Raw genomic sequence first — 14,398 nt, 5'->3', positions numbered from 1 at the left:
GTGATTGCTTTATTTTTATTTCTTGTTCCAAAATTTCCACCAGGGCTGTTTCTCTTCTTGCCCATAGTCGCCATAACCGTAGCCGTAACCATAGCCATAATTTCGCTGATAGCTGCCTTTGGCCTGAACATCATTGACCACAAACTGTATGGGTTTGATTTTTCCTTTCTTTTCCAGATCGTTTGGAATAAATAACTGCTCCTTGAAAGTGAAGTCTTGACGGATGATATAAAGACAGACATCGGCATAGCGATTTAATAGTTGTGCATCAGTAACGAGTCCCACTGGCGGAGCATCGATGAGAATGTAATCGTAACGGTCTTTGAGGCTGTTTATCAGGTCTGCTGTCCGTTGAAGCACCAATAATTCGGCCGGATTAGGGGGAATAATTCCGGCTTGAATAAGGTCCACAAGCTCATGTTTGCCCGATGGGGTAATGATTTCATCTATTTCCATGTCGGGACGGACGACATAGTGCGAAAATCCAGTCCCTGCGTCAATAGATAATTTGGAAGTTAAGGTGGGTTTCCGAAGGTCGAGCTCCATCAATACCACGCGTTTATTTAGTAAGGCTAGTGTGACGGCTAGGTTCAAGGCAATGTAAGACTTCCCTTCGCCGGACATGGATGAGGTAAATAGGATGGTTTTACCGCCCTGCAATACAAACTCTAGATTGGTCCGCAATGCCCTAAACTGTTCGGCTATAGGTGATCTTGAAGTCTTGGTGATCACAACCTGCTCATGGCTTTGGTTGTGTGCAATCGCTCCCAGGACTGGCAGATTGCTCCGGCTCGTAATATCTTCTATCGAACGAATACGGACATTAAGCAGGTCTTTGAGGTAAATAATCACTAATGGCGTGATCAGGCCTGCCAACAATCCCAATACGTAGATAAGCTTTTTTTTCGGAGCGATGGGAAATTCATCTGCCTTGGGTGAATCAATAACTTTGGCATTGGCGACGTTGGCTGTTCGGCTGATAGCTGTTTCTTCCCATTTTTGTTGTAGAAATATATATTGCTCCTGTTTGATCTGTTGCATCCGCGTAAGATCGATAAATCCGCGCTCGATGGTAGGTACTTCTGAAAGTTGATTTGTCAGCAAGTCGCTTCTTTGCTGTTGTTTACTCCGCGATAGATCCAGTTGTTGCCTTGTATTTTGAATATTGGCGATCATATCTGCACGCAGGCCCTGCAATTGTTTGTCAATATTTTGAATAATCGGGTTATTGACTGTATTGCCCAATAGTAATCTTTCACGTTGTAAAACCAGCTCATTGAAGCGCGGGATCAGGGTGTTGAAGGAAATATCTTGCGGGATAATAGATGCCGGGACTATCCGTGGATTGCTGCTGTCCTTAAGATACTTGCTTATATCATCTAGTATGGCAAGCTGCGTTTCAGCTTCGGCGAGGGATTTGCTATACTCCGAAGAGGTATGCAAGAGGATCTTGCTCTGTTCGGAGATGTCAGACAGGCGGGCATTCTTCTTATAACCGGATATTTTATTTTCTACCCCTGCGAGTTCCTCTGTGACAAATTTAAGTCGTGCATTGATGAAAGAAAGGGTCGAATCAGCAACTGCATTTTTATCATGCAAATTTCGTTCGATGTACTTTTGAATCAGGGTCCGCAAGATCTGTTCGCCGCGCTGGGCAATGCCGTGATTTAGCGTTAGGTCTATAGTTGACACATTTTTATTGGTAACTTCAATATTGAGCGATTCTGCTAGGCTTCCGACCGCTTTTCTGATGGGGATAACAGAAAAGCCAAAGGTCATTCCTTCAACAGTAGGATATTCTTTTTTGTGCAGGATCACGGTGCCTACGCCGGGTAGGCGAAAGCCCTTGTCATAGGTGGTGCGAAAGCTCGTGTCTGCATTGGACAATTCGACGGTTTTGCTGTCAATTAAAAGGGCCGTAAGGCTCATGCCGTCACGAATAGAGTCCGGATTTGAAAGTATTTGAAGTTCAATGGGAGCCAACATGACTGGAGCATTATGTACCTGTCCGGCGTTGAAATAGGTGATATAGGTTTTTTCGGCAAGTACCGCTTCCCGAAAGAGGTCAGCCGTTTTTAATACCTCTACTTCATTGTCGACAGAATTTTTTGCGCCCATAAGGCTTGAGAGATCCAGCAAGGCTGAGGGCTCCACCATTCCACCCTTTTTATCGTCCGATACAAGTAATTTGGCCTTAATGGTGTAGGTCGGGTTAGTATACCGAAGGTAGAGATAAGCCAGGCTTAAACCGACGAGTGCACATAAGGCAAACCAATACCAGTTGCTATAGAGTCGCCGAATAAATTGGATCAAATCACGATTGTCCGATTTGGTATCTTCAAAAGTTAATTCGTCTTCCCAGTCGTTTATTTTCTTCATATAAAAGATCGTTAGAGCGTGTCAGTTTAGTAGTTGAATGAAAATACAATGATGGATTTGGATACATCAATGTATACGGGTGAATACGACGACTAATAAAGATAAAAATGAGCCTACTAGTGCAAAAGTTTGCGTCCGTGAAGCATTATTCATTGCCGCCTTGCCTTTTCCAGGCTCTACATAGATTACGTCGTTTTGTTTCAGATAGAAATATGGAGAACTAAAGAGCTTACTGTCGTTAAGATTGAGTCGGACGAGCTCTTTTTGTCCATCGTGATCCCGTGCCAGAAGCACGTTGTCTCTACGGCCATAAATGGTCATATCCCCCGCTAGTCCCATCGCGTCAAGAATGGTGACTTTCTCATTGGGTAAACTATAGGTCGCTGGTCTAGTGACTTCCCCCAGGATGGTGACTTTGAAATTGGCGAAGCGCACAAGCACATTCGGATCATTATAATATTTTTTTGCCAGATTGGTGATCTTTTCTCTGGCCTGAAAGGTGGTTAATCCCTTGACGTAAATATCGCCCAACAGGGTAATATTGATATAACCGTTTTTGTCGACCAGATAACCCGATATCAGTTGATTACCCACATTGCTAGCTGAACTGGCACCTACAGCCTGTACAGGCGTGGCCTGATTGGAAATGGCTGCCGAGGTAGGGTCTGAGGTCTGGATGGTAATATTTAATATATCATCCTGTTGGATGGTAGGATCCGTAAAGGCTGTCGACGCACGCAATAAGCGGGTTGAATCGGCCGGAAGATCGTTAAAGTAAACCGTTTTTTTTACTGAACAGGACTGTAGTGAAAAAAAGGTAAGTAGGAGATATAATAAATACTGGGCGTTGTGTAAATGGATTTTAGGAATACTCATGTTAATAGTGTTGTAGTTGTAGAATTGTAGTTTATTGTTGTAGAACAGCGTGCACCTGTCCTCCTAATTCTTGGTTTTTTAGCTTACAATTTTTAAATAAGATGTTGATATTGTGGGTTGTATAGTACTGTTCCAGTACCTTGGTATGTTTGCTATGGTGCACATCGGTGCCAACGAAATCGATTAGTCCTGCATCAATCAAGTGTTGGGCTGCTGTTTTTTCCCGGGAGCCATAGTACCCAGAGAGAGAGAGCAGGTTAAGCTGCAGGTAACATCCGCGATCACGCAATCTTTTGATTTTTTCTATGGAATCATGGTAATAGATATAGCGTTCTGGATGAGCCAATATGGGCTTGTAGCCCAAGGTCAGCAGCTTAAAAATATCCTCTTCGATGGTTCGGCTTTCGTGTATGTAGGACATTTCTATCAAGATGAAATTTCCGGGGAGTGTCAGCAAATCCTGCTCTTTTGCGTTGGATATGAGGGAATGAAAGTGGCTGTCAACCATGTATTCTGCTGCGTAGCCCCCATTCACGTTATATTGTTGCTGTAGGATTTGGTATGCAGTTGCGATAGATTTGGGCGTATTGGGATGTACTTCCTGATATATATGGGGCGTAAAGTAGAATGTGGATATGCCTAGTTGCATGAGTGAATCTATTAAGGCAACGCTTTGGGTAATGGAGGTACTACCATCGTCTATTCCCGGGAGTATATGCGAATGAATATCAACCCCAAGCCATTCTAAATTGTATTTCGAAGTATTACGTTTGAAAAAATGCCACATGTGTTTATTTGTTTTTGATTACTCCGCGAGCCTGAAGATTGTAGAAATACCCGGCCGGAGCGACCGGCCGGAATATCTCCCTACAATCACAAGTCAACACTTGAGTTCTTTGATATTTTAATTTGTTTATTCATTTTAAAATGCATTTTCTTCTCCTTTAATCATATTGATCGCTGTCATACAGACAATCTTAAAATCCAGCATGGCAGACCAGTTGCTTAAGTAGTCCAAGTCGTATTCAACTCTCTTTGCCATGAGCTGTGGGTCTTTGGTTTCGCCACGATATCCGTTAACCTGTGCCCAGCCCGTGATACCGGGTTTGACAAAATGACGTACCATATAATGCTGAATTAGTTTGCTATAGTGTTCGGTATGTGAAAGCATATGCGGTCTTGGTCCGACGACACTCATCTGTCCCAAAAAGACGTTGATAAATTGTGGAAATTCGTCAAGATTGGTCTTTCTGAGAAAGCGTCCAATTGGCGTGATGCGGTTGTCATCTTTTGAAGCCTGTTTGGCATGGGAATCTTTATTCTGAACCATACTCCTGAATTTGAAGCAATCGAAAGATTTATTGTTGCGGCCAGAGCGGGGCTGTCTGAAAAAGATGGGGCCTGGGCTTTGTATTTTAATAATAATGCCAACTAAGGGAATCATCCAACTTAAAATAAACAGCATGACGAAGGATGAAATCAAAAGGTCAACGAAACGCTTTTTTAACCTGTTTTCCATGGATGACATGGGCTCTTCATGCGATTTTAGTACCGGAAGCTGCATGGTCAAAGCTTCTTGACGACCGTTCCCATACGCAATGTTGGCGGTAATCGTGGGAACAAAATTGAGCTGTACGCATTGGTGATCTGCGGCTAGGATTAGTTCTTGACTGCAGTCTGTAATATCATTTGAACCAATGAGAAATACATCGTGAATACCCGCTTTGGAAACTTCTTCAAAGTAGCGCTTAAAGATGTCAATCTTTTTTTCTTTACTGAGGTCTTTTTCGTCCGATTCAAAGGGAATTGTGTCTACTGTGTAGAAAGCATTTTGCCTGGAGAAAGCGGCTGCAATGTTGTCTAAATTTTCATAATGGCCGATCAAAGCTACTTTTTTATTCCACTTAAATCGTTTTGGCAATTTAACATAAATGTAGGTGAGCAAAAATCGGGAAATCAAACAATACAGAAAAACGATGATCGTAAGGGAAATCAGAAAGGAACCGATGCCCGTAAATGGGTGTGCTAAAAGTGCGTAGCCTGAGAAGATGATCATCAAAGCTATTGCAGTTTTCAGGGTGGCTCTGTAGATGCGCTCAATGTGCTCGATCGTTGCGTCATTATACAGATGGTGGATGAGCGATAGTGCCAATGCGGCCAGATTGAACATGGCCCAGAATGAATAGTAGTTACTTGAAATGACCTCCGCTGTGTCAATGAATCCATTAGCTGTGCTCCATGAATTTACAAGTAAAAAAGACAAATTTAAGCAAATGGCGTCTGTTATTATCAGTAACATTTTAATACAAGTTAACGCACGGTTTTGAACATATTTTAGCATAACACTGAATGATTAGTCAAATTCAATGGATGATAAGGTTGTTTTGAAAACCATCACGATAACTATATTAAATAGTGTATTTAATGTTATATAAGAATGTAAATTTTCCTTATATAACATTTAAATGAACTAATGTTTTAAATATCTTAATTTTTTAAAAAAATAAGATTCATTTTCGTGATTTTAATTTTCTTAGTTAGCCATATTATCCAAAATAAATTTTAGCCTGCCGCTTTGATTTGATAGCGACAGGTGATTTGCGGTTTCCCGCGTACTCAGTGTTGTTTGTAGATTGTAGATCTAAGTTGATCATTTCTGTACAAATGGCAGGCCAATTATTAGTGAATTTGTTTATTTTAAATAGTTAATTATTGAAAAATAATGTTTTTGATTGGTTTTTAATGTTTTAGTTATTTATAAAATATAATATTTTGATTTTTTATTCATTTTTGTTAGTGATATTGTATTGAAAACAGGTCAATCATTTAAAAAATGTACAAAAAAATAGATATTTACATATTATTTAGTGCTTAAATTGATATTTATATAGAAATAACGCTAATTATTGTTTTTAATTTTGTTTTTCTTGTTGATATTACGCGATAATATGTAGATAATATATTTATTGTGTATTAATTATATGTTATATATTTGTTTGAATATGTTTTTTATTAAATTTTTATTGTTTTTTCTGTAAAAAAATGATTTTTTTCACGTGTTTTTTTTAATTTTTCATTTTTTTTAGGAGAATATATGTTTTTATTTGGTTCTTTTTGCCAATGTTATAGCCGGAAGGTATTCATGGGCTCTTGCTTAATTTAGCTGTTGGAATGTCTTTATTTTTGGACAGCGGTCTGGTTAAACTTTCAATTTCAGTATTGTGCCGCATGGTAAATGGCTTTCCGCAGGATATTATTTTGTGCTAATGAAAAAAGTACTCTGCCTCTACAAACTTTAGCTCCGTAGATGTGTGCTAGGTATTAGTGGATACACAAGTTTTTGGTGTTCATAATTGTAGCCAGAAATGGAGCTGAGCTTAGGGAGAGTGATTTGTGCCGATACACCGGGTATACCTCTTGTATTATTGATTGACAGTCCGGGGACACGGCCTTGAAGTTCTTGAAAGAAAGATTCCCGTTGGGTGTCAGAGATATTCGATCCGGCGACGACAGGAGTGGAATATCCCAGTGTTATCTTTTAATTTAGTAACTTCGCCTGCGATTAATTATTTTGAAAAGCCGCGGTGAATACCGCTATCGTTACAAAACCTGCTGCTTAAAAATGTTTTTTTGGAATTTGACTGATAAGAGGAATTTAGGTACGATAAATGTAAGGATTGTCTTTAAAATATTTAATTACTGAAAGGGATACTTTTTTATCGTATTTCGCGATTAAAGTATATAATATCTTATATAGTTAGATGAGTAATTTGTGGAAAGAGGGCTTATCCATTAACAAGCCGCGTTGGATAATTCTACTGTTGGACATGGCGGTGGTGGCCACTGCTTTTTTGGTCAGCTATGTGCTTATATTCAAGCATAGAGGAGCCGTAGAGCTAGACAATATGGGTAGGCAATTGCTACTTGTATCGTTGATCTATTTGATTTGGTTCTGTATCTCAGGTTCATATAAGAGCGTTGTCCATAAAACCGGGATCCGCGAATTACAACGTATTGTCTTGACGGTTGTGTTGGCATACTTTTCCGTTGAACTCATTTCTAAAACCATAGAATGGCTGTTTCCTTCCTATGGGGATATGCTTCCTTTCTCGGATACACAGCTTTTATTTCATGCATTGATAGCTGGTTTTGGCATGACCGTTAGTCGTGTGCTTTACCGTGCGCTGTATCATGCATTGATGTGGGGTAATAAAGATAACCGTATTCCGGTGATTCTTTTTGGTGCCGGCAATATGGGCAATACCACTTTTCATTTTATCCATACCACCTCGCGCAACAAATACCGGATCGTAGCCATTATGGATGATAATCCCCATCGCATCGGTAACCGTATTCAAGGGTTTAAAATTCATGATATTAATGCTTTAAATAAGGATTTTGTACAGCGGCATGGGAATGCATCCGAAATTATCATTGCGGTGGATGACCGTAACCCTGAACGCTTAGATCAAGTTTTTAAACTCGCCGAACCGATTCCCTTAATTGTAAAAATTATCCCGGATACCGCCCGGCTATTGGCCGGGGAGGTGGCGACAAGACAGATCAGGAGCCTGCGTATCGAGGATTTGTTGGGCCGTAAAGCGATTGACCTGGACAATCCTACTATTGCCTCTGAGATGAAAGGCCAGATTGTGCTTGTCACTGGTGGTGCCGGCTCGATCGGTGGTGAACTGGTCCGCCAGCTCGCTCATACGGATCTAAAGCAGCTTATTGTGCTGGACCAGGCGGAATCGGCTTTGTATGATATTCAGCAGGAGCTCAGCGGCTCCCATCATTTTTCGCGTTGTGCCTTTATTGTAGGAAATGTTAGGGATGAGTCTTTTATGGATACTTTATTCCAGTTTTATCGTCCTACTTATGTATTTCACGCAGCAGCCTATAAGCATGTGCCCTTGATGGAGGCTAATCCTTATGAGTCTATTTTAACAAATGTATGGGGATCCTATAATGTAGCGCGACTTGCTGACAAATATGGGGTGTCCAAATTTGTGATGGTCTCTACTGATAAGGCGGTGAATCCCACAAATGTCATGGGCGCTACCAAGCGTGTTGCTGAAATTGCAATCTCAACTGTCAATATGCACTCCAGGACTAATTTTATTGTGACCCGCTTTGGTAATGTATTGGGTTCCAATGGTTCGGTCATTCCATTGTTTGAAAAGCAGATGCTCAAGGGCGGGCCTTTGACAATCACTGATCCAAATATAACCCGCTATTTTATGACGATACCCGAAGCCTGTCAATTGGTACAGGAGGCTGCGGTAATGGGAAAAGGCGGTGAAATATTTGTTTTTGATATGGGGGAGCCTGTGAAGATTATGGAACTGGCTAAGAAGATGATCAGACTCAAGGGGTATCATTATCCCGAAGATATCGATATTAAAATCGTTGGCCTCCGGCCCGGAGAAAAAATCTACGAGGAGCTTTTGGCTAATGGGGAGAATACGGAGAAAACCTATCATGAAAAGATCATGATAGCGAAGGTGAATACACCGGATTTAGCCTTCCAAAAAGCGCGTGTAGAACGTTTATGCGAATTTGTAAAAAATGCAAATTCCAATGAGGACAAAATGAATTTGGTCAGATTGGTCAAGGAAATCGTTCCTGAATACAGGTCTCAAAATTCTCTTTTTGAAACATTGGATAAATAAAAATTGACGCTGTAGGGCTTTCCTGGCGTTTTGTTTTGATGGACGCTAGAAAGTATTGCACACTAAAATAGAAAATCGTAAATTAGAGCACACTAATACTATTGCCCCGAATGGATAATAATAATCCGCAAGACTTATCAACAGAATCTGACGATCGTTTATTGAATACATATTCAGCCGGAGACCCTGATCATCCTGATTGGTATATCTATGAATATGAAAACCACCGCAAGGTACTCGTAGAAGTAGACCCCATATCGGGCAAGATGCACTTTCTTAGGCAGCTCTGATTATTGCCCCGCACTTCGGAGACAGATCATACAATTATCTTTCGTCAGTTTCCTTGCAAGATAAGAATGCATAAAAAACTCCCCAATCACCGAGCGATGAAGGGGAGTCACTTTAATTAACCTAACTATGAAAACACTTAATTCGAATTTCGTATCTATTGCAGTTTTTCTTTTAATGCGTTGAAAACAAGGGCTGCCACGGCGGTACCGCCAGCTGCCTGAAAATGGGTATTGTCCTTTTGCCCTTCGGGGTAAGCCTTGTACTTTCCGGAAGGAATATTCATAAAGTAATTTTGAGTCACGTATGCTTGACCTTTGCTGGTAAACAGGTTCATGGAAAGCGCATTCAGGTCGATGCAGCGTACATTTTGCTCTTTCGCGATTGCTAGCACTGCGGCGGGATAATCGCCATGGACGTTAGCTAATTTGCCTTCTTTCCATGGATAATTGCGTGCCACCGGTGTCAATAGGATAGGTATAGCGCCTTTCTGCCTGGTTTGAAGGGTGAACAAACGCAAAAACTCCTTATAGCCTTCGATAGGTACATAGCGTTCGGTATGGGATACTGAGCCATCATTATGTCCAAACTGCATCATCACAATGTCACCCTTGTTTAGTCTATCATATACCTCACGCCATCTTCCTTCCTGAAAAAAAGTACGGGTGCTTCGGCCGCCCTTCGCCCGGTCGTCAATCCGGACTACATCGGTTTTGCCAATCAGATGGCGTAGCTGCGGCAAGCTGTCCGGTGCAAAAAATGCTTGGAACATCTGGCCCCATCCGACCAGGGGAAAACGTTTTTCCATATATCCCTCTTCAAGCGAATAGTCAGCGACAGTGGAGTCTCCGATCAGGTAGATTACCACCTCTTTCTTGTTGTTAAGAAAAGATGAAAATAACAGCAGGCAGGCTAATATAGAAGCTTTGATGGCTATCGGTACTTTGTTGATTGCTGCAGTGGTGCTCATGGATTTATAATTTGGTTACACAAGGATAACAAACTTGGCTGTCACTTCCAAGCTAGTTCTATGCAATCGTTGCCGGTCATAAAAAGGCATGGTCCCTGCCTTTTCCACTGACACCAAAGATAGGTATGCTATAAAAACGAACGTCGTCCGATAGGATAATAAAGGGATGGCTGGAATATTCCTGCACGCGATGAAGATTGCCTGAGTACATTCATTGTAAAATAGGATTTAACATTATAATAACATAATTTCTTAAACGATTCGGGCTGTAGGCTGTTCTATTTATAAAAAAACGAAAGGAAAATATTATGAGTGAATTAACATGGAAAGGCCGTTGGAACGAAATCAAGGGTAAAGTAAAACAACAATATGCAGATCTTACAGATGATGATTTACTGTATGCAGAAGGCAAAGAAGACGAATTGGTCGGTAAACTTCAGAAGAAGACCGGAAAAACACAAGATGAAGTGAATAGCTGGTTGAACGGTTTGTAGAGATAAGTGTTTTTTTGTGATAAGCAAAGCGGATAGCATTCATGTTGTCCGCTTTTTTTCGTTAACGTAGGGGGGGGGGGGGGGGGGNNAATAACCAATTATAAACCTAATAAGGTATTGCAAATATAATTTCTTTTATTGTTATTTCCTAAATTTTTGTCAATTAAATTCTGTTTTTAATACAAATTTAACATTTTATTATGAATAATATGATGAAAATCATGTTTTATGATATTTTTTGGTATTATTTTGATTTTATTTTCTGGTTATTCGTTCATTTTTTATTTATTTATGGGTGTTTTATTGTTTTTGTCTTGAGTTTTTCAATGAATTTGTTTAATATTTAAAAGTATATTTGTTTTTTTAGCGTGTTCTGCCCTAAAATGATTAAAAATATTGGTTTCCTGCCAATGTTTTGTAATATTTTCACTTCAGTACAAGCGCAAGCATTTGTAGACTACAAAGAGTCCTGCTGCTAAACTTTTTCTATCGCAGACTTGTTGATAAGGTATATGAAATACATCAACACTTATTTATTCGGAATCTTGTTGGCAGCACTTATATTAACAGGTTGCCGTGACCGCAACGCAAAAACGCAATCAGCAAGCGATAGGGAGGCGGACCTGACCGAGCAGGCTGAAAATACCGATTTTACGCTGGCCTGGCTCAATGCGCTATTCTACGAAGAAGATTTTGAGCGCACATTAAAATCAGATCTGCAGCTCAATAAAGAACAGGTCACTGCCCTAAAGGCGGCGGCCAGTGCGGCTGTCGGGGAGTTAAGTGAGGACGAGGAAGCCTCGACCAAATCGTTTAAAGCGTCCATCAAACAGGCGACGACAGAAATTGTGCGGATCCTGGGCGAACAAAAAGCCGGACAATTCTTTCATTTTATAGCAGCACGGTACGCGGATGAGCAGAACAAGCTGCCCTTGCAGCCTAATCAGGTCCCCGAAGATACACGGATCGTTGTCAATGCACCAGCTTTTCGGATGGATGTATTTCAGCAGGGAAAGCTGATCAAAACCTATAAGATCGGCGTCGGTTATCCTGAATTTCCTTTGCCAACGGGCGTGCGGAAGGCGACCAACGTAATCTTTAATCCTACCTGGACGCCACCAGATGAACCATGGGTAAAAGGTAAGGTAACGCCTGGGGAGAAGGTGCCAGCCGGGAGCAAATTAAATCCCTTGGGTCCAATCAAAATTCCTATTGGCATGCCTTCGTTGATTCATGGCGGAAAAGACGCGTCCAAGCTAGGGGCCTTTGCGTCCCACGGTTGTGTGGGCCTGACGGATGCGCAGGTGCAGGATTTTACCAAAGTACTGACCCAGGTAGCGGGCAGTCCAATTTCAGCTGAAGAAATCGCTGACTACGAAAAGAAAAATACGAAAACTGAATCGGTCAAATTAAAACAACCGGTGTTGGTGGAGCTGCGCTACGAAACCATTGTCGCGCAGGATGGCCAGCTGCATATCTATCGCGATGTATACGAACGGGGTACCAATACTATTGAGAATGCGACCCGTGTGCTTGACGCCTACGGGGTTAAATTTGAGAAACTCAGCGAGCAGGAAAAAAGCAACCTGACACAGGCTCTGAATGAGATGAATCAGGACGCGCGTGGCAATAAGATTGCGGGGGCTGATCACCCAGATCAGGGCCCTGCAGAGGATAGTGCCCAGAAAAGAGAGGCCGCCAAAGAGAACCGTAAGGAAAAGGGCCAGGTCACCCGGAAAGTCCTTGGACAGCAGGATATTGCTGTGCCGATAGCAGCGCTCAAGGATAAGGGCTATCCAGCTCCCGTAGCATATAATGCTGGTAATTAAGGCTTTTACGACTATACAGCGTTTTCTATCGAGTAAGGCGCTGTATAGTCTGATTTTATTTGACCTTAACCAATTCTACACGGCGGTTTTTAGCTCTGTTATCTTCTGAATCGTTGGCAACAAGAGGCCGTTCAGCCCCATAACCTTTTGCTGTTAAACGTGATTTGTCAATTTTTTGCCCCACCAGAGCGTTGAGTACGGCATGTGCGCGCTCATCAGAAAGTTTTTTATTATGTGCTGCGTCGCCAGTATTGTCCGTATGTCCTTCAATGGCGATTTTGAGCGTAGGATTGTTTTTCAAGGCTTCTGCAATCTGAATGACCAGGTCTGTTCCTGCTGTGGTAATACTGGATTTGTCTGTATCAAAGGTGATGTAGACAATTGATTTTCCTGTTTCTGAAAGATCCTTGCTAATATCATCTGCCGTGATTTTGCGGATCGTCTGTTTAAAATTATTTTCCTGTAGTATGTTGAGCTTGGCACCTGCATTATCCGCCGTATATTGAATAAAAATATTGCCCTGATTTTTGCTGCGGATCACGTATGTGCGGATCTGCTGATCGGCATATCCGATGTCGCCCTCATCACCTTTGTAGGGGTCTTGTTTATGGTAACGCTCGTATTCTTCGGGAGTGATGCTGCCATCAAAAATTTTCACGGCACCAATGGAGGCCAGATAATCTTCCATACTCTTTTCAAAGTAGCGTTGTGAAAACTGTGTCCCCTGTTCGTTGGTGATATTGGCTTTGTAGAGTCTTCCTTCGTAGGGTTTCATCACACCATTGATCGCAAAATAACAGACATCGAAATCCTTATTGATGGGTTGGTTCATTTCTTTATATCCTTTTGGAGGAGTAAAAAAGGGAAATACACCGATATCCGAATCTGAATAGGGGATACTGGCGAGGTCGAGCGTCGTTGATGTATCGATTTGTGCAGGCTCCTTCGCTGCTGAAGTATCTTGTTGAATGGGAGCTGTTGTGGTTTCTTTTGGTTTTTGATTACAGGAACCCATAACTGCTGCGAGTGCAAATAATAGTACTGTTCTTTTCATGATCCGTTTTTTTTCTCTTTTGCATAGACAAATTTTATGCCTAAAGGGTAAATAAAACTATGCGCCCTTCTTATAATAGAGATATGGCCTGCGCGAATCGTCTGGTTTGCGCGCTGTTCTCGGTAAAACTTTTTTCTCCAAGAGCTCAAGACCAACATATTTCTTGAGTAGTGCATACAGACGCTCGGGCCTGATCACAATATGATGTGTTACCTCCAGGTCAATTGCGATTTGATCAATCGTCCGTGCGGTTAAAAAGTAGTCCGAAGTATAGATCAGCTGTGCAAGAAATTTGCGTTGATGCCTAAGGTCGGCATTGATACCATCTGGCTTGGATCCCGGCCTTTCCTTATGACGCGGTTGCTCGAAAGAAGACAGAAATATAACCTTAAACTTGACCAAGTTTGGTAGGTCCTTTGTATGGGGAGGCAATTGCTTTTTCGGATTGAAAAAATCCGAAAGTGATATGCAGAGCGGTGTGCAGAGCCTTGCGAAACTATCAATGGAGAGTGATGAGGACTTTTTGAGTGCACTTCGTAGAGTTGAAAAGGATAATCCCGTAAAATTTGCTAAACCTTCCAAGGGTAATCCGGTTAAATCCATAAGCTCTGTGATCCTTCTTGATACAAGTGCCGCTACATCATGATCCGTTATCTTTCCCATATTTTTCAATTCTTTTGTTTAATCGTCGATCTGATAGTATCAAATCCTATTGATCTGTTTTGCTATTTCTAAATTTAGAAGTATAAATAGATTCCTACTAATTGGTTAATTGCTGAGCCCGAAATCGAGCTGATATTAAAAACAAAGACCGGCAAAGGGATATGCCGTCTAAA

11 protein-coding genes are annotated in these 14,398 nt (G+C 41.4%); 4 read left to right on the top strand and 7 right to left on the bottom strand.

Going from position 1 to position 14,398, the window contains the following annotated elements:
* Window positions 1-15 precede the first annotated feature (15 nt).
* The 4 genes from B4A24_RS04445 to B4A24_RS04430 form a co-directional block, all read right to left on the bottom strand.
* The gene (locus B4A24_RS04445; RefSeq protein WP_293943010.1) at window positions 16-2,379 is read right to left on the bottom strand and encodes a GumC family protein; all 2,364 of its coding nucleotides are present in this window, start codon (window positions 2,377-2,379) and stop codon (window positions 16-18) included.
* A gap of 66 nt (window positions 2,380-2,445) precedes the next feature.
* Window positions 2,446-3,255 (bottom strand): polysaccharide biosynthesis/export family protein, encoded by an 810-nt coding sequence (locus tag B4A24_RS04440; RefSeq protein ID WP_293943008.1) that lies wholly within the window; start codon window positions 3,253-3,255, stop codon window positions 2,446-2,448.
* A 31-nt stretch (window positions 3,256-3,286) separates the two neighbouring features.
* Window positions 3,287-4,042, bottom strand: a complete 756-nt coding sequence (locus B4A24_RS04435; RefSeq protein WP_293943006.1) for a tyrosine-protein phosphatase — start codon at window positions 4,040-4,042, stop codon at window positions 3,287-3,289.
* A gap of 135 nt (window positions 4,043-4,177) precedes the next feature.
* Window positions 4,178-5,554 (bottom strand): exopolysaccharide biosynthesis polyprenyl glycosylphosphotransferase, encoded by a 1,377-nt coding sequence (locus B4A24_RS04430; RefSeq protein WP_293943004.1) that lies wholly within the window; start codon window positions 5,552-5,554, stop codon window positions 4,178-4,180.
* Window positions 5,555-7,016: 1,462 nt separating this feature from the next.
* On the opposite strand from B4A24_RS04430, the gene B4A24_RS04425 reads away from it, so the two are divergent.
* The gene (locus tag B4A24_RS04425; protein ID WP_293943002.1) at window positions 7,017-8,927 is read left to right on the top strand and encodes a polysaccharide biosynthesis protein; all 1,911 of its coding nucleotides are present in this window, start codon (window positions 7,017-7,019) and stop codon (window positions 8,925-8,927) included.
* 110 nt (window positions 8,928-9,037) lie between these two features.
* Complete coding sequence (locus tag B4A24_RS04420; protein WP_172393880.1) at window positions 9,038-9,217, top strand: hypothetical protein; 180 nt, start codon at window positions 9,038-9,040, stop codon at window positions 9,215-9,217.
* A 155-nt stretch (window positions 9,218-9,372) separates the two neighbouring features.
* Here the strand turns inward: B4A24_RS04420 and B4A24_RS04415 are convergent, their stop codons facing one another.
* Entirely contained in the window at window positions 9,373-10,185 is an 813-nt protein-coding gene (locus tag B4A24_RS04415; protein ID WP_293943000.1) for a rhamnogalacturonan acetylesterase, read from the bottom strand.
* A 308-nt stretch (window positions 10,186-10,493) separates the two neighbouring features.
* On the opposite strand from B4A24_RS04415, the gene B4A24_RS04410 reads away from it, so the two are divergent.
* Window positions 10,494-10,679 (top strand): CsbD family protein, encoded by a 186-nt coding sequence (locus tag B4A24_RS04410; RefSeq protein WP_046675215.1) that lies wholly within the window; start codon window positions 10,494-10,496, stop codon window positions 10,677-10,679.
* Window positions 10,680-11,191: 512 nt separating this feature from the next.
* On the top strand, window positions 11,192-12,508 hold the full coding sequence (locus B4A24_RS04405; RefSeq protein ID WP_293942998.1) for a L,D-transpeptidase: 1,317 nt from the start codon (window positions 11,192-11,194) through the stop codon (window positions 12,506-12,508).
* A gap of 55 nt (window positions 12,509-12,563) precedes the next feature.
* Here the strand turns inward: B4A24_RS04405 and B4A24_RS04400 are convergent, their stop codons facing one another.
* Window positions 12,564-13,562 (bottom strand): OmpA family protein, encoded by a 999-nt coding sequence (locus tag B4A24_RS04400; protein WP_293942996.1) that lies wholly within the window; start codon window positions 13,560-13,562, stop codon window positions 12,564-12,566.
* A 57-nt stretch (window positions 13,563-13,619) separates the two neighbouring features.
* Window positions 13,620-14,225: a hypothetical protein gene (locus B4A24_RS04395; protein ID WP_293942994.1), complete on the bottom strand. Its 606-nt coding sequence runs from the start codon at window positions 14,223-14,225 to the stop codon at window positions 13,620-13,622.
* Window positions 14,226-14,398 lie beyond the last annotated feature (173 nt).

This window comes from Sphingobacterium sp. UBA7249 (assembly GCF_002472835.1).
Taxonomy (GTDB): Bacteria; Bacteroidota; Bacteroidia; order Sphingobacteriales; family Sphingobacteriaceae; genus Sphingobacterium; species Sphingobacterium prati.
This window is presented reverse-complemented; position numbering and strand designations above follow the sequence as displayed.

Coding starts and splice junctions, on each gene's coding strand:
- B4A24_RS04445 (WP_293943010.1), bottom strand. CDS start 2,379: ATGAAGAAAATAAACGACTGGGAAGACGAATTAACTTTTGAAGATACC.
- B4A24_RS04440 (WP_293943008.1), bottom strand. CDS start 3,255: ATGAGTATTCCTAAAATCCATTTACACAACGCCCAGTATTTATTATAT.
- B4A24_RS04435 (WP_293943006.1), bottom strand. CDS start 4,042: ATGTGGCATTTTTTCAAACGTAATACTTCGAAATACAATTTAGAATGG.
- B4A24_RS04430 (WP_293943004.1), bottom strand. CDS start 5,554: ATGTTACTGATAATAACAGACGCCATTTGCTTAAATTTGTCTTTTTTA.
- B4A24_RS04425 (WP_293943002.1), top strand. CDS start 7,017: ATGAGTAATTTGTGGAAAGAGGGCTTATCCATTAACAAGCCGCGTTGG.
- B4A24_RS04420 (WP_172393880.1), top strand. CDS start 9,038: ATGGATAATAATAATCCGCAAGACTTATCAACAGAATCTGACGATCGT.
- B4A24_RS04415 (WP_293943000.1), bottom strand. CDS start 10,185: ATGAGCACCACTGCAGCAATCAACAAAGTACCGATAGCCATCAAAGCT.
- B4A24_RS04410 (WP_046675215.1), top strand. CDS start 10,494: ATGAGTGAATTAACATGGAAAGGCCGTTGGAACGAAATCAAGGGTAAA.
- B4A24_RS04405 (WP_293942998.1), top strand. CDS start 11,192: ATGAAATACATCAACACTTATTTATTCGGAATCTTGTTGGCAGCACTT.
- B4A24_RS04400 (WP_293942996.1), bottom strand. CDS start 13,562: ATGAAAAGAACAGTACTATTATTTGCACTCGCAGCAGTTATGGGTTCC.
- B4A24_RS04395 (WP_293942994.1), bottom strand. CDS start 14,225: ATGGGAAAGATAACGGATCATGATGTAGCGGCACTTGTATCAAGAAGG.